A 17,746-nucleotide genomic window follows, 5' to 3' on the forward strand; every position below is an offset into this window, starting at 1 on the left:
ACGCGAATCGAGAGCGGGGCTGTACCGCCCGCTCTCTGCTCCGCCAGGAGGAAAGGCCTTGAAAGACCTACTGAATTTGCTGAAAAACCAGGGTCAAGTCGAAGAGTTCGACGCTATCCGTATTGGATTGGCATCGCCTGAGATGATCCGTTCGTGGTCGTTCGGTGAAGTTAAAAAGCCGGAAACCATCAACTACCGTACGTTCAAGCCTGAGCGTGACGGCCTGTTCTGCGCCAAAATCTTTGGCCCGGTAAAGGATTACGAGTGCCTGTGCGGTAAGTACAAGCGCTTGAAGCACCGCGGTGTGATCTGTGAGAAGTGCGGCGTTGAAGTCGCGCTGGCCAAGGTCCGTCGTGAGCGCATGGCTCACATTGAACTGGCCTCGCCAGTTGCGCATATCTGGTTCCTGAAATCGCTGCCGTCCCGTATCGGCTTGCTGATGGACATGACCCTGCGTGATATCGAGCGTGTTCTCTACTTCGAGAGCTATGTCGTTATCGATCCAGGCATGACCACCCTTGAGAAAGGTCAGTTGCTCAACGATGAGCAGTATTTCGAAGCGCTGGAAGAGTTCGGCGACGACTTCGATGCCCGCATGGGTGCTGAAGCTGTCCGTGAACTGCTGCACGCTATCGATCTGGAGCACGAGATTGGCCGTCTGCGCGAAGAAATTCCGCAAACAAACTCTGAAACCAAGATCAAGAAACTGTCCAAGCGCTTGAAGTTGATGGAAGCCTTCTTGGGCTCCGGCAACCTTCCTGAGTGGATGGTTCTGACCGTTCTGCCGGTTCTGCCGCCAGACCTGCGTCCTTTGGTTCCGTTGGATGGCGGTCGTTTCGCGACGTCCGACCTCAACGATTTGTATCGTCGAGTGATCAACCGTAACAACCGCTTGAAGCGCCTGCTTGATCTGTCCGCACCGGACATCATCGTGCGTAACGAAAAGCGGATGTTGCAAGAAGCTGTCGACGCCTTGCTCGACAACGGCCGTCGTGGCCGCGCTATCACGGGTTCGAACAAGCGTCCTCTGAAATCCTTGGCTGACATGATCAAGGGTAAACAAGGTCGTTTCCGTCAGAACTTGCTCGGTAAGCGTGTTGACTACTCGGGTCGTTCGGTAATTACCGTTGGTCCGACCTTGCGTCTGCACCAGTGCGGTCTGCCTAAGAAAATGGCCCTCGAGCTGTTCAAACCATTCATTTTTGGCAAGCTTGAAATGCGCGGTCTTGCGACCACCATCAAAGCAGCCAAGAAAATGGTTGAGCGTGAGTTGCCAGAGGTTTGGGACGTTCTCGCTGAAGTAATTCGCGAACACCCGGTACTCCTCAACCGTGCGCCGACCCTTCACCGTCTGGGTATCCAAGCGTTTGAACCGGTACTGATCGAAGGTAAAGCTATCCAGCTGCACCCTCTGGTCTGTGCTGCGTACAACGCCGACTTCGACGGCGACCAAATGGCCGTGCACGTACCGCTGACACTGGAAGCTCAGTTGGAAGCGCGTGCGTTGATGATGTCGACCAACAACATTCTGTCGCCAGCCAACGGTGAGCCAATCATCGTTCCGTCGCAGGACGTTGTACTGGGTCTGTACTACATGACGCGTGAGGCGATCAACGCCAAAGGCGAAGGTCGTGTGTTCGCTGACCTGCAAGAAGTTGACCGCGTATTCCGTGCTGGCGAAGCTGCACTGCATGCCAAGGTTAAAGTGCGGATCAACGAAACCGTTAACGACCGTGACGGCGGCAGCGTGAGCAACACCCGTATCGTCGACACAACTGTTGGCCGTGCACTGTTGTTCCAGGTTGTGCCAAAAGGTCTGTCGTACGACGTCGTCAACTTGCCGATGAAGAAAAAAGCGATCTCTAAGCTGATTAACCAGTGCTACCGCGTGGTTGGTTTGAAAGAGACTGTGATCTTCGCTGACCAGTTGATGTACACCGGTTTTGCTTACTCGACAATTTCCGGCGTTTCCATCGGTGTTAACGACTTCGTTATCCCTGATGAAAAAGCTCGCATCATCGCTGCTGCTACCGATGAAGTGAAAGAGATCGAAAGCCAGTACGCCTCGGGCCTGGTAACACAGGGCGAGAAGTACAACAAAGTAATCGACCTTTGGTCGAAAGCTAACGACGAAGTATCCAAGGCGATGATGTCGAACCTTTCGAAAGAGAAGGTTATTGACCGTCACGGCAACGAAGTTGAGCAAGAGTCGTTCAACTCGATGTACATGATGGCCGACTCCGGCGCGCGGGGTTCTGCCGCGCAGATCCGTCAACTGGCCGGTATGCGTGGTCTGATGGCTAAGCCGGACGGTTCCATCATCGAAACGCCGATTACTGCGAACTTCCGTGAAGGTTTGAGCGTACTTCAGTACTTCATCTCGACCCACGGTGCTCGTAAGGGTCTGGCGGATACCGCCTTGAAAACTGCTAACTCCGGTTACTTGACGCGTCGTCTGGTAGACGTTGCGCAGGATCTGGTTGTGACTGAAGTCGACTGCGGCACCGAACACGGTCTGCTGATGACTCCGCACATTGAAGGCGGTGACGTTGTAGAGCCATTGGGCGAGCGTGTACTGGGTCGAGTAATCGCCCGAGACGTATTCAAGCCGGGTACCGATGAAGTTATCGTTCCTGCTGGCACTCTGGTTGACGAGAAGTGGGTTGAATTCATCGAGCTGAACAGCATCGACGAAGTTATCGTGCGCTCGCCAATCAGCTGTGAAACCCGTTTCGGTATTTGCGCCAAGTGCTACGGCCGCGATCTGGCTCGTGGTCACCAGGTGAACATTGGTGAAGCTGTCGGCGTAATCGCTGCTCAGTCGATCGGTGAGCCGGGTACTCAGCTGACGATGCGTACGTTCCACATCGGTGGTGCTGCAAGCCGGACCTCTGCTGCTGACAGCGTTCAGGTTAAGAATGGCGGTACTGTCCGTCTGCACAACCTGAAGCACGTAGAGCGTGTAGATGGTTGTCTGGTCGCCGTGTCGCGTTCCGGTGAGCTGGCAATCGCTGATGACTACGGTCGTGAGCGTGAGCGCTACAAGCTGCCGTACGGTGCCGTAATCTCGGTTAAAGAAGGTGACAAGGTTGACGCTGGCTCTATCGTAGCTAAGTGGGATCCGCACACTCACCCAATTGTTACCGAAATGAAAGGTACCGTGACCTACGTGGGCATGGAAGAAGGCATCACGATCAAGCGTCAGACCGACGAATTGACCGGTATGACCAACATTGAAGTGCTTGATGCCAAAGACCGTCCAGCTGCCGGCAAGGACATTCGTCCAGCCGTTAAGATGGTGGGTGTTGACGGCAAGGATCTCCTGTTGCCAGGTACCGACGTACCGGCTCAGTACTTCCTGCCAGCTAACGCATTGGTCGGTGTAGCGGATGGTGCGGAAATCGCGATCGGCGACGTTATCGCTCGTATTCCGCAAGAAACTTCGAAAACTCGAGACATCACCGGTGGTCTGCCACGCGTTGCTGACTTGTTCGAAGCGCGTCGTCCGAAAGAAGCCTCGATCTTGGCTGAAGTCAGCGGCACCATCGCGTTCGGTAAAGAAACCAAAGGCAAGCGCCGTCTGGTTATTACCCCGAACGACGGTACCGATCCGTACGAAGAGCTGATTCCAAAGTGGCGCCACCTGAACGTCTTCGAAGGCGAACAAGTGAACCGCGGCGAAGTTATCTCCGACGGTCCAAGCGATCCACACGATATCTTGCGTTTGCTGGGTGTGAGTGCGCTGGCCAAGTACATCGTTAACGAGATTCAAGACGTTTACCGTCTGCAAGGCGTAAAAATCAACGATAAGCATATCGAAACGATCCTTCGTCAGATGCTGCGTAAAGTTGAAATTGCCGAGTCTGGTGACTCCTCCTTCATCAAGGGTGACCAGATGGAGTTGACGCAGGTATTGGTCGAAAACGAGCGTCTGGGTAACGAAGACAAATTTGTGTCCAAGTTCACTCGCGTTCTGTTGGGTATCACGAAGGCATCGTTGTCCACTGAATCGTTCATCTCCGCGGCCTCTTTCCAAGAGACAACCCGCGTACTGACCGAAGCAGCGGTAACCGGCAAGCGCGATTACCTGCGCGGCCTGAAAGAAAACGTTGTCGTGGGTCGTTTGATCCCGGCAGGTACTGGTCTTGCATACCACAGCGAGCGCAAGCGTCGTCGTGAGGCTGACAAGCCATTGCGCGTAAGCGCCAGTGAAGTGGAAGCAGCACTGACCGAAGCGCTGAACTCGAGCGGTAACTGAGTTCTGCGATAAATGAAGGGTAGGCCCTGACCATTCCGTTCATCGAATCGAGACAAATTGTCGAGCTTTGATGAGGGGGAAGCTCGGGGCCTTGCCTTGACTGGGGGCAAGATCCTCTTTAGACTCTTGTACCCCTAAATTTGGCGGGAATTCGTTCCTGCCATTTTGCTTTTCTTGCAAGACAATAGCGTCGCAAGACAACAGTGGAGCTAGTAGATGGCAACTATCAACCAGCTGGTACGTCAGCCGCGTAAGCGTATCGTCGAGAAATCCGACGTGCCTGCGCTGCAAAACTGCCCGCAACGTCGTGGCGTATGCACCCGTGTGTATACAACTACGCCGAAAAAACCTAACTCGGCACTGCGTAAAGTATGCCGTGTGCGCCTGACCAACGGTTTCGAGGTTTCCTCGTACATCGGCGGTGAAGGTCACAACCTGCAAGAGCACAGCGTGGTACTGATCCGTGGCGGTCGTGTAAAAGACTTGCCAGGTGTTCGTTATCACACCGTTCGCGGCTCTTTGGATACTTCCGGCGTTAAAGGTCGTAACCAAGGTCGTTCGAAGTACGGTACCAAGAAGCCGAAGTAGTATTCGGTTGCTGGTAAATAATGCAGATTTCTTTTTTTCTGAGTCGATAAGAGTAAGGTCGGACGTGCATCCTCAGGGTGTAATGGTTCCGAGCTAACCTGAAGACCGTTTGAGGGCTTATCCATGCCAAGAAGACGCGTAGCAGCCAAGCGCGAAGTGCTTGACGATCCAAAATACGGAAGCCAAATTCTGGCCAAGTTCATGAACCACGTAATGGAAAGCGGTAAAAAAGCCGTTGCCGAGCGTATCGTTTATGGCGCGCTGGAAAAGGTTAAAGAACGCAAGAACGGCGATCCCCTGGAACTCTTCGAGAAAGCACTCGACGCCATCGCTCCGCTGGTCGAAGTGAAGTCGCGCCGTGTAGGCGGTGCTACTTACCAGGTTCCGGTCGAAGTTCGCCCGTCCCGTCGTAACGCCCTGGCAATGCGCTGGTTGGTAGACTTCGCACGCAAGCGTGGCGAGAAGTCTATGGCCCTGCGTTTGGCTGGCGAGCTGTTGGATGCTGCTGAAGGTAAAGGTGCTGCTGTTAAGAAGCGTGAAGACGTGCACCGTATGGCCGAAGCTAACAAAGCTTTCTCGCACTACCGCTTCTAATTTTAGCGTCACTAATTTTGCGAGGGCTTTATGGCTCGTACTACTCCGATTAATCGCTACCGTAACATTGGTATCGTTGCTCACGTGGATGCTGGTAAAACCACCACCACAGAGCGCGTCCTTTTTTACACTGGCAAAAGTCACAAAATGGGCGAGGTGCATGATGGCGCCGCGACCACAGACTGGATGGTTCAGGAGCAGGAGCGTGGTATTACCATTACTTCTGCTGCTATTACCGCCTTCTGGAAAGGTTCTGCCAAGCAGTACAAAGACGAGCATCGCTTCAACGTAATCGATACCCCGGGCCACGTAGACTTCACTATTGAAGTTGAGCGTTCCCTGCGCGTACTCGATGGTGCTGTTGTTGTGTTCTGCGGTACTTCGGGTGTGGAGCCTCAGTCGGAAACCGTATGGCGTCAAGCCAACAAATACGGTGTTCCACGTCTTGTTTACGTAAACAAGATGGACCGTGCTGGTGCGAACTTCCTGCGCGTAATCGAGCAGATCAAAAAGCGTCTGGGTCACACTCCGGTGCCTATCCAGCTAGCTATTGGTTCTGAAGATAACTTCCAGGGTCAGATCGATCTGATCAACATGGAAGCTGTCTACTGGAATGATGCAGACAAGGGTATGGTTCCTGTCCGCAAAGAAATTCCAGCTGAGCTGAAAGATCTGGCTGATGAGTGGCGCGATAACATGGTTCAGGCTGCGGCCGAAGCCAACGAAGAGCTGATGAACAAGTACCTCGAAGGTGAAGAATTCACCATCGCGGAAATCAAGGCTGCTCTGCGTCAGCGTACTATCGCTGGTGAGATCGTCTTGGCTGTTTGTGGTTCTTCCTTCAAGAACAAGGGTGTTCCCTTGGTTCTCGACGCCGTTATCGACTTCTTGCCTGCGCCTACCGATATTCCAGCCATCAAGGGTACTGACCCGGATGACGAGACTATCGAGTTGGAGCGTCATGCAGACGACAGCGAGCCGTTCTCAGCTCTGGCGTTTAAAATCGCTACTGACCCATTCGTGGGTACCTTGACTTTCGTCCGCGTTTACTCGGGCGTTTTGAACTCCGGCGACGGCGTAATCAACTCGGTTAAAGGTAAAAAAGAGCGTGTGGGTCGTATGGTGCAAATGCATGCAAACGCCCGCGAAGAGATCAAGGAAGTGCGCGCTGGTGACATCGCGGCCTTGATCGGCATGAAGGACGTCACCACTGGTGAGACCCTGTGCAACGCTGACAAGCCAATCATCTTGGTTCGTATGGATTTCCCGGAGCCGGTTATTTCGGTTGCCGTTGAGCCTAAGACCAAAGATGACCAGGAAAAAATGGGTATCGCTCTGGGCAAACTTGCTCAGGAAGATCCATCTTTCCGCGTTAAAACTGATGAAGAGACTGGTCAGACGATCATCTCTGGTATGGGTGAGTTGCACCTGGACATCCTGGTTGACCGGATGCGCCGTGAGTTCAACGTTGAAGCCAACATCGGTAAGCCTCAGGTTTCCTATCGTGAGCGCATCACGAAGAACTGTGAGATCGAAGGCAAGTTCGTTCGTCAGTCCGGCGGTCGTGGTCAGTTTGGCCATTGCTGGATCCGTTTTGCTCCTGCTGACGAAGGTCAGGAAGGTCTGCAGTTCGTGAACGAAGTGGTAGGTGGTGTGGTTCCTAAGGAATACATCCCGGCTATCCAGAAAGGTATCGAAGAGCAGATGAAGAACGGTGTTGTTGCCGGCTATCCGCTGATCGGCCTGAAGGCTACCGTGTTTGATGGTTCTTACCACGACGTCGACTCCAACGAGATGGCGTTTAAGGTGGCTGCTTCCATGGCTACCAAGCAACTGGCCCAGAAGGGCGGTGGTGAGTTGCTTGAGCCGATCATGGCGGTAGAGGTTGTTACACCTGAAGACTATATGGGTGACGTGATGGGCGACTTGAATCGTCGTCGCGGCATGATCCAAGGTATGGAAGATACGGTTTCCGGCAAAGTTATTCGTGCTGAGGTTCCGTTGGGTGAAATGTTCGGTTATGCGACCGACGTTCGTTCCATGTCCCAGGGTCGCGCAAGCTACTCTATGGAATTCAAAAAATACGATACAGCTCCGTCGCACATCGTCGAAGCTGTTACTAAAAAACAAGGCTGATTTAGTTCAGTCCTTTAGGCAAGGAGTTAATTGTCGTGGCTAAAGAAAAATTTGATCGTTCCCTACCGCACGTCAACGTTGGCACTATCGGTCACGTTGACCATGGTAAAACCACGCTGACTGCAGCTCTGACTCGTGTTTGCTCCGAGGTTTTCGGTTCGGCTATCGTTGATTTCGATAAAATCGACAGCGCGCCAGAAGAAAAAGCTCGTGGCATCACCATCAACACTGCGCACGTTGAATACAACTCGAAAATTCGTCACTACGCTCACGTTGACTGCCCAGGTCACGCTGACTACGTGAAGAACATGATCACCGGTGCTGCCCAGATGGACGGCGCGATCCTTGTTTGTTCGGCTGCTGATGGTCCGATGCCACAAACTCGTGAGCACATCCTGCTGTCCCGTCAGGTAGGCGTTCCGTACATCGTGGTTTTCCTGAACAAGGCTGACCTGGTAGACGACGCTGAGCTGCTGGAACTGGTAGAGATGGAAGTGCGCGATCTGCTGAGCACTTACGACTTCCCAGGTGACGACACTCCGATCATCATCGGTTCTGCTCGTATGGCGCTGGAAGGCAAAGACGACAACGAAATGGGCACCACTGCCGTTCGTAAGCTGGTTGAAACTCTGGACAGCTACATCCCAGAACCAGTTCGTCTGACCGACAAGCCGTTCCTGATGCCAATCGAAGACGTATTCTCGATCTCTGGTCGCGGTACTGTTGTGACTGGTCGTATCGAGCGCGGTATCGTTCGCGTTCAAGATCCGCTGGAAATCGTTGGTCTGCGTGACACTACTGTTACCACTTGCACCGGCGTTGAAATGTTCCGTAAGCTGCTCGACGAAGGTCGTGCAGGCGAGAACTGCGGCGTTCTGCTGCGTGGCACCAAGCGTGACGATGTTGAGCGTGGCCAGGTTCTGGTTAAGCCAGGCACTGTTAAGCCTCACACCAAGTTCACCGCAGAAGTTTACGTTCTGAGTAAAGAAGAAGGCGGCCGTCATACTCCGTTCTTCAAAGGCTACCGTCCACAGTTCTACTTCCGTACTACTGACGTGACTGGTAACTGCGAGCTGCCAGAAGGCGTTGAAATGGTAATGCCAGGTGACAACATTCAAATGACTGTTACCCTGATCAAAACCATCGCAATGGAAGATGGTCTGCGTTTCGCTATTCGTGAAGGCGGTCGTACCGTCGGCGCTGGCGTCGTAGCCAAAATCATCGAATAATCGATGATTGCATGAAAAAGCCCCCGCTCAGCGGGGGCTTTTTTTATTGAGTTGACACCTAGTGGGGTCGTCTATAGAATTGCGCCTCCTTTTAACGGGCGTATTGCGCTCGGTGGGAATAGCAATCTGGAGTCTGAAATCCAATGCAAAATCAGCAAATCCGTATCAGGTTGAAGGCTTTTGACCATCGCCTGATCGACCAATCAACCCAGGAAATCGTGGAAACCGCGAAACGTACTGGTGCTCAAGTGCGTGGTCCAATTCCACTGCCTACCCGTAAAGAGCGGTTCACCGTTCTGGTCTCCCCGCACGTCAACAAAGACGCGCGTGACCAGTACGAGATCCGTACTCATAAGCGCGTCCTGGATATCGTCCAGCCAACGGATAAAACCGTTGATGCACTTATGAAGCTTGATCTTGCGGCCGGTGTGGAAGTGCAGATCAGCCTCGGCTAAGACTTGGGTCTTAGTCGTGTAACGCTCTGAAATGGGCGGCCATAGCGGGTGAAAGCCCCGTACACTCATGAGGTTTACAACATGACTATTGGTGTAGTCGGTCGTAAATGCGGTATGACCCGTATTTTCACCGAAGAAGGTGTCTCCATTCCGGTCACGGTCATTGAGATCGAGCCGAATCGCGTCACCCAGTTCAAAACTGAAGAAACCGATGGCTATCGTGCAGTGCAAGTCACTGTCGGCGAGCGTCGCGCTTCGCGTGTAACAGCTGCTCAGGCGGGTCACTTCGCCAAGGCAAACGTTGCAGCTGGTCGTACCGTGCTGGAATTCCGTCTTGAAGAAGGCGAGTACCAAGCAGGCGACCTGATCAACGCTGAAATCTTCGCTGCTGGTCAACTGGTTGATGTAACCGGTCAGTCCAAAGGTAAAGGCTTCCAGGGTACGATCAAGCGTTGGAATTTCCGTGGCCAAGATAACACTCACGGTAACTCCGTTTCCCACCGCGTCCCGGGCTCTATTGGCCAGTGCCAGACTCCTGGTCGTGTATTCAAGGGCAAGAAAATGTCCGGTCATATGGGCGCTGAGCGCGTGACCGTGCAGTCCCTCGAAGTAGTGCGCGTCGACGCTGAACGCAATCTGTTGTTGGTCAAGGGTGCTGTTCCTGGCGCTACTGGCGGCAACCTGGTTGTACGTCCGGCGGCCAAGGCTCGCGGTTAAGGGGAAGCTGACATGCAATTAAACGTAAATGACGCTCAAGCGATCGAAGTTTCCGAACTGACTTTCGGCGGCGAGTTCAACGAGACGCTGGTTCACCAAGCAGTCGTGGCCTACATGGCTGGCGGCCGTCAAGGTAGCAAGCAGCAAAAGACCCGTTCCGACGTTCGTGGTGGCGGTAAGCGCCCTTGGCGTCAGAAAGGTACTGGCCGTGCTCGTGCCGGTACTATCCGTAGCCCAATCTGGCGCGGCGGCGGTACCACTTTCGCAGCTCGTCCACAGGATCACTCTCAGAAGCTCAACAAGAAGATGTATCGCGCAGCAATGCGTTCCATCCTTGCTGAACTGGTGCGTACTGATCGTCTGGTCGTGGTTCAGGACTTCGCTGTTGAAGCACCGAAAACCAAAGATCTGCTGAACAAACTGACTGGCATGGGTCTGACAGACGTCCTGATCGTGTCCGAAGTTGTTGATCAGAATCTGTACCTGGCTGCTCGTAACCTGCCACACGTTGATGTACGTGACGTGCAAGGTTCCGATCCAGTTAGTCTGATCGCATACGACAAGGTGTTGATCACCGTGTCGGCCGTGAAGAAATTCGAGGAGCTGCTGGGATGAACCAGGAACGCGTATTTAAAGTTCTGCTTGGCCCGCACGTTTCCGAGAAGGCTACGGTTCTGGCAGACAAGAAAGGCCAGTTCGTTTTCAAGGTTGCTACTGATGCAACCAAGCTGGAAATCAAGAAGGCCGTCGAAAGCCTGTTCAGCGTGAAAGTTGAGCGTGTTACTACCCTGAATGTTCTGGGTAAGAGCAAGCGCACCGCTCGCGGCGTGGGCAAGCGTAATGACTGGAAGAAGGCGGTAATCTCCCTTCAGCCAGGCCAAGATCTCGATTTCAGCAGCAGTGCTGAGTAAGGAAGGGGTGCATCATGGCAATCGTTAAATGCAAACCGACTTCCCCTGGCCGCCGTCATGTGGTCAAGGTGGTCAACCAGGAGCTGCATAAAGGCGCTCCTCACGCACCGCTGCTCGAGAAAAAATCGAAGTCTGGTGGTCGTAACAACAATGGCCGTATTACCACTCGTCACATCGGTGGTGGTCATAAGCAGCATTATCGTTTGGTCGACTTCCGTCGCAACGACAAAGATGGCATTCCAGCCACTGTTGAGCGTATCGAATACGATCCAAACCGTACTGCTCACATTGCTCTTATGTTGTACGCAGACGGCGAACGCCGTTACATCATCGCCCCTAAAGGCGTGAGCGCTGGTGACCAACTGATCGCAGGTGCTTTGGCACCGATCAAGCCAGGTAACTCGCTGCAGCTGCGCAGCATTCCAGTAGGTAGCACCGTACACGGCATCGAATTGAAGCCAGGTAAAGGCGCGCAAATCGCACGTTCCGCTGGTGCTTCGGCTCAGCTGGTAGCTCGCGATGGTGTTTACGTGACCCTGCGTCTGCGTTCTGGTGAAATGCGTAAAGTATTGGCTGAATGCCGTGCAACGTTGGGCGAAGTCTCGAACTCCGAGCACAGTCTGCGTTCGCTGGGTAAAGCTGGTGCCAAACGCTGGCGTGGCGTTCGCCCAACCGTTCGTGGTGTTGCCATGAACCCGGTTGACCACCCACATGGTGGTGGTGAAGGTCGTACCTCTGGTGGTCGTCATCCGGTATCGCCATGGGGCTTCCCGACTAAGGGCGCGAAGACTCGTGGTAATAAGCGTACCGACAAAATGATCGTCCGTCGTCGCAAGTAAATAGAGGGATACGACAGTGCCACGTTCTCTGAAAAAAGGTCCTTTTATTGATCTTCACCTACTGAAGAAGATCGAAGTGGCGGCGGAAAAGAACGATCGCAAACCGGTGAAAACCTGGTCGCGTCGTTCGATGATCCTGCCACAAATGGTCGGTCTGACCATCGCTGTGCATAACGGTCGTCTTCATGTCCCAGTTCTTGTGAACGAAGACATGGTTGGCCATAAACTAGGCGAGTTTGCCGGTACCCGCACTTATCGTGGGCACGTGGCAGACAAGAAAGCCAAGCGTTAAGGGGTAAGGAACGATGGAAGTAGCCGCTAAGTTGTCGGGCGCTCGAATCTCCGCCCAGAAAGCCCGCTTGGTCGCCGACCAGATCCGCGGGAAGAAGGTGGGCGAAGCGCTCAACCTGTTGGCTTTCAGCAACAAGAAAGCCGCCGAGATCATCAAGAAAGTGCTGGAGTCGGCCGTAGCCAACGCCGAGCACAACGAAGGCGCAGACGTTGACGACCTTAAAGTCGCTACCGTTTTCGTCAACGAAGGGCGTTCGCTGAAGCGCATCATGCCGCGTGCCAAAGGCCGCGCTGATCGCATCGTCAAGCGGTCTTGCCATATCACTGTCAAGGTTGCTGACAAGTAACGGAGTCGAAGAGATGGGTCAGAAAGTACATCCCATTGGCATTCGCCTGGGAATCGTCAAGGAGCACACCTCCGTCTGGTACGCAGACGGTCGGACTTATGCGGACTACTTGTTCGCTGATCTGAAGGTGCGTGAATACCTCCAAGACAAACTAAAAAGCGCGTCCGTAAGCCGTATCGATATCCATCGTCCGGCCCAAACTGCACGCATCACCATCCACACTGCTCGTCCAGGTATCGTTATCGGGAAGAAAGGTGAAGATGTTGAGAAGCTGCGTCAGGACCTGACCAAGCAAATGGGTGTGCCTGTGCACATCAATATCGAAGAGATCCGCAAGCCGGAACTCGACGGTATGCTGGTTGCGCAGAGCGTAGCTCAGCAGCTGGAGCGTCGTGTAATGTTCCGTCGCGCGATGAAACGCGCTGTACAGAACGCTATGCGCATTGGTGCCAAAGGCATCAAAATCCAAGTGAGCGGTCGTCTCGGCGGTGCTGAAATTGCACGTACTGAATGGTATCGCGAAGGTCGTGTGCCATTGCACACCCTGCGTGCCGACATCGACTATGCCAACTACGAAGCTCACACCACTTACGGTGTGATCGGTGTAAAGGTTTGGATCTTCAAAGGCGAAGTAATTGGTGGTCGCCAAGAAGAGCTGAAGCCACAAGCACCAGCGCCTCGTAAAAAAGCTGCTAAGTAAGGGGTACGCCAAATGTTACAACCTAAGCGTACGAAGTTCCGCAAGCAAATGACTGGCCACAACCGTGGCTTGGCATTGCGCGGTAGCAAAGTCAGCTTCGGCGAGTATGCGCTGAAGTCTGTTGCTCGTGGTCGCCTCACCGCTCGTCAGATCGAATCAGCGCGTCGTGCACTGACCCGTCACGTTAAGCGTGGTGGCAAGATCTGGATCCGTGTATTCCCGGACAAACCTATTTCCAAAAAGCCACTCGAAGTTCGGATGGGTAAAGGTAAGGGTAACGTCGAATACTGGGTTGCCCAGATTCAGCCAGGCAAAGTCCTGTATGAAATCGAGGGTGTTTCTGAAGAGCTGGCGCGTGAGGCTTTCGCCCTGGCTGCTGCAAAGCTGCCGCTCGCCACCTCCTTTGTTAAACGGACGGTGATGTGATGAAAGCGAATGAACTTCGTGAAAAATCCGCACAGCAGCTGAACGAGCAACTGCTCGGCTTGCTGCGCGACCAGTTCAATCTGCGTATGCAGAAAGCAACTGGCCAGTTGGGGCAGTCGCATCTGCTCTCGCAAGTTAAGCGTGACATTGCTCGCGTGAAGACTGTGCTCAAACAGCAGGCAGGTAAGTAATCATGGCTGAAGCCGAAAAAACTGTCCGTACGCTGACTGGCCGTGTTGTCAGCGACAAGATGGACAAGACCATCACCGTTCTGATCGAGCGTCGCGTTAAGCACCCGATCTACGGTAAATACGTTAAGCGTTCGACTAAGCTGCACGCGCACGACGAAACCAATCAGTGCCACATCGGCGACAAAGTCACTATTCGTGAAACTCGTCCGCTGGCCAAGACTAAGTCTTGGGCATTGGTTGATGTTCTCGAACGCGCTGTGGAAGTCTAAGGACTAGGGGTCGGAGAAATTATATGATTCAGACTCAATCCATGCTCGATGTGGCCGATAACAGCGGCGCACGCCGCGTTATGTGCATCAAGGTGCTGGGTGGCTCCCATCGTCGTTACGCTGGTATCGGTGACATCATCAAAGTTACCGTGAAGGAAGCAATTCCTCGCGGTAAAGTGAAAAAAGGCCAAGTGATGACTGCTGTTGTAGTCCGCACTCGTCACGGCGTACGTCGTGCTGATGGCTCCATTATCCGCTTTGATGGCAACGCTGCTGTTCTTCTGAACAACAAGCAAGAGCCGATCGGCACCCGTATCTTTGGGCCAGTGACCCGTGAGCTTCGTACTGAGAAGTTCATGAAGATCGTCTCGCTCGCCCCAGAAGTGCTGTAAGGAGATCCGACATGCAAAAGATTCGTCGTGACGACGAGATCATCGTGATCGCCGGCAAAGACAAAGGTAAGCGCGGTAAGGTGCTTAAGGTTCTCGCTAACAACCGTCTGGTTATTGGCGGTCTGAACCTGGTTAAGCGTCATACCAAGCCAAACCCGATGTCGGGCGTACAAGGCGGTATCGTCGAGAAAGAAGCTCCACTGGACGCTTCTAACGTGGCCATTTTCAACGGCGAAACCAACAAGGCTGATCGCGTTGGTTTTAAAGTAGAAGAAGGCAAAAAAATTCGTGTCTTCAAGTCGACCCAAAAAGCGGTTGATGCTTGAACACTGCTAGGTAGATGAGACCATGGCACGACTAAAAGAGATTTACCGGAAGGAAATCGCTCCGAAACTTAAGGAAGAACTTAAGCTTTCGAACGTGATGGAAGTTCCGCGCGTTACCAAGATCACTCTGAACATGGGTTTGGGCGAAGCGATCGGTGACAAAAAAGTCATCGAGCACGCTGTAGCTGATTTGGAAAAGATCACAGGTCAAAAAGTTGTTGTGACCTACGCTCGCAAATCCATCGCAGGCTTTAAAGTTCGCGAAGGCTGGCCGATCGGCGTCAAAGTAACTCTGCGCCGTGAGCGTATGTACGAATTCCTGGATCGTCTGCTGTCGATCTCCCTGCCTCGGGTTCGCGACTTCCGCGGCCTGAATGCCAAGTCCTTCGATGGTCGTGGTAACTACAGCATGGGCGTTAAAGAGCAGATCATTTTCCCGGAAATTGACTACGACAAAATCGATGCCCTTCGCGGTCTGGACATCACCCTGACCACCACTGCTCGGACAGATGATGAAGGTCGCGCATTGCTGCGTGCTTTCAAATTCCCGTTCCGCAACTGATTGGAGTAGGACCATGGCCAAGATGAGCATGAAAAACCGCGAGCTGAAACGTCAGCTAACGGTTGCCAAGTTCGCCAAGAAGCGTGCTGAGCTTAAAGCTATCATCGTTGATCTGAACGCAAGTCCAGAAGCGCGTTGGGAAGCTCAAGTAGCTCTGCAGAAGCAGCCACGTGACGCAAGCGCTGCGCGCATGCGTAACCGCTGCCGCCTGACTGGTCGTCCGCACGGTGTTTACCGCAAGTTCGGCTTGGGCCGTAACAAATTGCGTGAAGCAGCAATGCGTGGTGACGTACCAGGTCTGGTTAAAGCCAGCTGGTAAGGCGTACAGACAAAGTCTCCACTGTCAGGGTCGCAATATCCTGACAGTCGGTGGCCTTGAATATGAATCAAGCCCCTATTGGGGCTTGATTCATTTCTGGCGTGTGTCTAGAATATCCGGCTCGCCTGAGCCCGTGCTTTTTAAGCATTGAGTCACTCGGCGATAGTTGTAGCCGCAAGGCTAATTCTTTTTGTATCAGGAGCGTCTAGCCCATGAGTATGCAGGACCCGTTAGCGGACATGCTAACTCGAATCCGTAATGCCCAGATGGCTGAAAAGTCCGTCGTAAGCATGCCATCTTCCACGTTGAAGGTAGCTGTAGCCAAAGTTCTCAAAGACGAAGGTTACATCGCGGATTATCAGATCAGCAGCGAAATCAAACCACTGCTGTCTATCGAGCTGAAGTACTTCGAAGGCCGTCCGGTTATCGAAGAAGTTAAGCGCGTTAGCCGTCCAGGCCTGCGTCAGTACAAGTCCTCCGATGACCTGCCAAAAGTTCGTGGCGGTCTCGGTGTGTCTATCGTCTCCACCAACAAAGGTGTGATGACGGATCGTGCTGCGCGCGCTGCCGGTGTCGGCGGCGAAGTTCTTTGCACTGTGTTCTAAGGGGGGATAAGCATGTCACGCGTCGCTAAGAACCCCGTTAAGCTGCCAGCTGGTGTCGAAGTAAAATTCGCAGGCCAACAGCTTTCGGTGAAGGGTGCCAAGGGCACTCTAGAACTGAACATCCATTCGTCGGTTGAAATCGTTGAAGAGGCCGGTGAGCTGCGTTTCGCTGCTCGCAATGGCGATCAACAAACTCGCGCAATGGCTGGTACCACTCGTGCGTTGGTAAACAACATGGTCCAAGGCGTAAGCCAAGGCTTCGAGCGCAAGCTCCAGCTGGTCGGTGTTGGTTACAAAGCGCAAGCAAAAGGCACAGTGCTGAACCTGGCTCTTGGCTTCTCGCACCCAGTGGATTACGAACTGCCGGAAGGCATCACCGCTGAGACCCCAAGCCAAACCGATATCCTGATCAAGGGCATCGATAAGCAGCTGGTAGGTCAAGTGGCCGCTGAGATCCGCGACTTCCGTCCACCAGAACCTTACAAAGGTAAAGGTGTGCGTTACGCGGACGAAGTCGTCCGCCGTAAAGAAGCCAAGAAGAAGTAGGGCCTAGCAAATGACCGACAAAAAAGTTACTCGACTGCGTCGCGCTCGCAAAGCACGTCTGAAAATGCACGAATTAGAAGTTGTGCGTCTCTGCGTGTTCCGCTCTTCGCAGCATATATATGCCCAGGTCATCTCGGCCGACGGCAGCAAAGTCCTGGCAAGCGCCTCGACTTTGGACAAAGAACTGCGTGATGCTGCCACTGGCAACATCGACGCGGCCACAAAGGTTGGCCAGCTGGTCGCTACGCGTGCTAAAGCCGCTGGCGTCTCGCAGGTGGCTTTCGACCGCTCTGGCTTCAAGTACCACGGCCGCGTGAAAGCGCTGGCTGAGGCTGCTCGTGAAGCTGGGCTGGAGTTCTAAGTTATGTCAAATAACGACCAAAAGCGCGACGAAGGCTACATTGAGAAGCTGGTTCAAGTTAACCGCGTAGCCAAAACCGTTAAAGGCGGCCGTATCTTCACTTTCACCGCGTTGACCGTGGTTGGTGATGGTAAAGGGCGCGTTGGCTTCGGCCGTGGCAAGTCACGTGAAGTGCCTGCTGCGATCCAGAAGGCAATGGAAGCTGCTCGCCGCAACATGATTCAAGTTGACCTGAACGGCACAACGCTGCAGTACGCAATGAAGTCCGCTCATGGCGCTTCGAAGGTTTACATGCAGCCTGCTTCTGAAGGTACCGGTATCATCGCTGGCGGCGCTATGCGTGCTGTCCTCGAAGTTGCTGGCGTTCAGAACGTTCTGGCCAAGTGCTATGGCTCGACTAACCCGGTAAACGTGGTTCACGCCACTTTCAAAGGTTTGAAAGCTATGCAATCTCCTGAGTCCATCGCTGCTAAGCGTGGCAAAAGCGTCAAGGAGATCTTCTGATCATGGCTACCGTAAAAGTAACGCTGATCAAAAGCATGACCGGCCGTATCCCTAACCACAAATTGTGCGTTAAGGGTTTGGGTCTGCGTCGCATCGGTCACACTGTAGAAGTACTTGATACTCCCGAGAATCGCGGGATGATCAACAAGGCTTACTACATGCTGCGTGTCGAGGGTTAAT

25 protein-coding genes are annotated in these 17,746 nt (G+C 53.4%); all 25 read left to right on the forward strand.

Translation table 11 applies throughout. The features are described 5' to 3' along the window. Nucleotides 1–58 precede the first annotated feature (58 nt). The 25 genes from rpoC to rpmD all read left to right on the forward strand — a co-directional run bounded on the left by rpoC (nucleotide 59) and on the right by rpmD (nucleotide 17,745). Nucleotides 59–4,258: a DNA-directed RNA polymerase subunit beta' gene (gene rpoC / locus B347_RS0111680; protein ID WP_019409899.1), complete on the forward strand. Its 4,200-nt coding sequence runs from the start codon at nucleotides 59–61 to the stop codon at nucleotides 4,256–4,258. Between the two features lie 216 nt (nucleotides 4,259–4,474). Next, a complete protein-coding gene (gene rpsL / locus B347_RS0111685; RefSeq protein WP_002555494.1) occupies nucleotides 4,475–4,846 on the forward strand; it encodes a 30S ribosomal protein S12 in 372 nt (123 codons plus the stop codon). Between the two features lie 123 nt (nucleotides 4,847–4,969). Continuing rightward, nucleotides 4,970–5,440: a 30S ribosomal protein S7 gene (gene rpsG / locus B347_RS0111690; protein ID WP_019409900.1), complete on the forward strand. Its 471-nt coding sequence runs from the start codon at nucleotides 4,970–4,972 to the stop codon at nucleotides 5,438–5,440. Nucleotides 5,441–5,470: 30 nt separating this feature from the next. Then, nucleotides 5,471–7,576, forward strand: a complete 2,106-nt coding sequence (fusA, locus tag B347_RS0111695; protein WP_019409901.1) for an elongation factor G — start codon at nucleotides 5,471–5,473, stop codon at nucleotides 7,574–7,576. Between the two features lie 35 nt (nucleotides 7,577–7,611). Continuing rightward, nucleotides 7,612–8,805 carry an elongation factor Tu gene (tuf, locus tag B347_RS0111700; protein WP_017848801.1) on the forward strand — a complete coding sequence of 398 codons (1,194 nt, stop codon included), beginning with the start codon at nucleotides 7,612–7,614 and terminating at the stop codon, nucleotides 8,803–8,805. 143 nt (nucleotides 8,806–8,948) lie between these two features. After that, on the forward strand, nucleotides 8,949–9,260 hold the full coding sequence (gene rpsJ / locus B347_RS0111705) for a 30S ribosomal protein S10 (protein ID WP_003186070.1): 312 nt from the start codon (nucleotides 8,949–8,951) through the stop codon (nucleotides 9,258–9,260). 81 nt (nucleotides 9,261–9,341) lie between these two features. After that, complete coding sequence (gene rplC / locus B347_RS0111710) at nucleotides 9,342–9,977, forward strand: 50S ribosomal protein L3 (protein WP_019409902.1); 636 nt, start codon at nucleotides 9,342–9,344, stop codon at nucleotides 9,975–9,977. A gap of 12 nt (nucleotides 9,978–9,989) precedes the next feature. Beyond that, the gene (gene rplD / locus B347_RS0111715; RefSeq protein WP_019409903.1) at nucleotides 9,990–10,592 is read left to right on the forward strand and encodes a 50S ribosomal protein L4; all 603 of its coding nucleotides are present in this window, start codon (nucleotides 9,990–9,992) and stop codon (nucleotides 10,590–10,592) included. Continuing rightward, nucleotides 10,589–10,888, forward strand: a complete 300-nt coding sequence (rplW, locus tag B347_RS0111720; RefSeq protein ID WP_003444375.1) for a 50S ribosomal protein L23 — start codon at nucleotides 10,589–10,591, stop codon at nucleotides 10,886–10,888. Before rplD ends, rplW begins: the two co-directional genes overlap by 4 nt. Nucleotides 10,889–10,902: 14 nt before the next feature. Further along, nucleotides 10,903–11,727, forward strand: a complete 825-nt coding sequence (gene rplB, locus B347_RS0111725; RefSeq protein ID WP_019409904.1) for a 50S ribosomal protein L2 — start codon at nucleotides 10,903–10,905, stop codon at nucleotides 11,725–11,727. A gap of 16 nt (nucleotides 11,728–11,743) precedes the next feature. Next, complete coding sequence (rpsS, locus tag B347_RS0111730) at nucleotides 11,744–12,019, forward strand: 30S ribosomal protein S19 (RefSeq protein ID WP_003232420.1); 276 nt, start codon at nucleotides 11,744–11,746, stop codon at nucleotides 12,017–12,019. Nucleotides 12,020–12,032: 13 nt separating this feature from the next. Next, a complete protein-coding gene (rplV, locus tag B347_RS0111735) occupies nucleotides 12,033–12,365 on the forward strand; it encodes a 50S ribosomal protein L22 (RefSeq protein WP_003444373.1) in 333 nt (110 codons plus the stop codon). A 13-nt stretch (nucleotides 12,366–12,378) separates the two neighbouring features. Next, on the forward strand, nucleotides 12,379–13,065 hold the full coding sequence (gene rpsC, locus B347_RS0111740; RefSeq protein ID WP_003176422.1) for a 30S ribosomal protein S3: 687 nt from the start codon (nucleotides 12,379–12,381) through the stop codon (nucleotides 13,063–13,065). 12 nt (nucleotides 13,066–13,077) lie between these two features. After that, nucleotides 13,078–13,491: a 50S ribosomal protein L16 gene (gene rplP, locus B347_RS0111745; RefSeq protein ID WP_019409905.1), complete on the forward strand. Its 414-nt coding sequence runs from the start codon at nucleotides 13,078–13,080 to the stop codon at nucleotides 13,489–13,491. Next, nucleotides 13,491–13,682 (forward strand): 50S ribosomal protein L29, encoded by a 192-nt coding sequence (rpmC, locus tag B347_RS0111750; protein ID WP_003444371.1) that lies wholly within the window; start codon nucleotides 13,491–13,493, stop codon nucleotides 13,680–13,682. The genes rplP and rpmC overlap by 1 nt, the downstream gene beginning before the upstream one ends. A gap of 2 nt (nucleotides 13,683–13,684) precedes the next feature. After that, nucleotides 13,685–13,951: a 30S ribosomal protein S17 gene (gene rpsQ, locus B347_RS0111755; RefSeq protein ID WP_003176419.1), complete on the forward strand. Its 267-nt coding sequence runs from the start codon at nucleotides 13,685–13,687 to the stop codon at nucleotides 13,949–13,951. Between the two features lie 23 nt (nucleotides 13,952–13,974). After that, a complete protein-coding gene (rplN, locus tag B347_RS0111760; RefSeq protein WP_002555479.1) occupies nucleotides 13,975–14,343 on the forward strand; it encodes a 50S ribosomal protein L14 in 369 nt (122 codons plus the stop codon). Between the two features lie 11 nt (nucleotides 14,344–14,354). Beyond that, complete coding sequence (gene rplX / locus B347_RS0111765) at nucleotides 14,355–14,669, forward strand: 50S ribosomal protein L24 (protein WP_003444369.1); 315 nt, start codon at nucleotides 14,355–14,357, stop codon at nucleotides 14,667–14,669. Nucleotides 14,670–14,691: 22 nt separating this feature from the next. After that, nucleotides 14,692–15,231 (forward strand): 50S ribosomal protein L5, encoded by a 540-nt coding sequence (rplE, locus tag B347_RS0111770; protein ID WP_003186044.1) that lies wholly within the window; start codon nucleotides 14,692–14,694, stop codon nucleotides 15,229–15,231. Nucleotides 15,232–15,244: 13 nt separating this feature from the next. After that, nucleotides 15,245–15,550: a 30S ribosomal protein S14 gene (rpsN, locus tag B347_RS0111775; protein ID WP_019409906.1), complete on the forward strand. Its 306-nt coding sequence runs from the start codon at nucleotides 15,245–15,247 to the stop codon at nucleotides 15,548–15,550. A gap of 212 nt (nucleotides 15,551–15,762) precedes the next feature. After that, nucleotides 15,763–16,155, forward strand: a complete 393-nt coding sequence (gene rpsH / locus B347_RS0111780) for a 30S ribosomal protein S8 (protein ID WP_019409907.1) — start codon at nucleotides 15,763–15,765, stop codon at nucleotides 16,153–16,155. A gap of 12 nt (nucleotides 16,156–16,167) precedes the next feature. Next, nucleotides 16,168–16,701 carry a 50S ribosomal protein L6 gene (rplF, locus tag B347_RS0111785; RefSeq protein WP_003176412.1) on the forward strand — a complete coding sequence of 178 codons (534 nt, stop codon included), beginning with the start codon at nucleotides 16,168–16,170 and terminating at the stop codon, nucleotides 16,699–16,701. A gap of 10 nt (nucleotides 16,702–16,711) precedes the next feature. Then, on the forward strand, nucleotides 16,712–17,062 hold the full coding sequence (gene rplR / locus B347_RS0111790) for a 50S ribosomal protein L18 (RefSeq protein WP_003444364.1): 351 nt from the start codon (nucleotides 16,712–16,714) through the stop codon (nucleotides 17,060–17,062). Nucleotides 17,063–17,065: 3 nt separating this feature from the next. Beyond that, nucleotides 17,066–17,566, forward strand: a complete 501-nt coding sequence (gene rpsE, locus B347_RS0111795) for a 30S ribosomal protein S5 (RefSeq protein ID WP_003186035.1) — start codon at nucleotides 17,066–17,068, stop codon at nucleotides 17,564–17,566. 2 nt (nucleotides 17,567–17,568) lie between these two features. After that, nucleotides 17,569–17,745 (forward strand): 50S ribosomal protein L30, encoded by a 177-nt coding sequence (gene rpmD, locus B347_RS0111800; protein ID WP_003186033.1) that lies wholly within the window; start codon nucleotides 17,569–17,571, stop codon nucleotides 17,743–17,745. The last annotated feature ends 1 nt before the right edge of the window (nucleotide 17,746 follow it).

It is taken from the genome of Pseudomonas psychrophila HA-4 (assembly GCF_000282975.1).
Taxonomy (GTDB): domain Bacteria; phylum Pseudomonadota; class Gammaproteobacteria; order Pseudomonadales; family Pseudomonadaceae; genus Aquipseudomonas; species Aquipseudomonas psychrophila_A.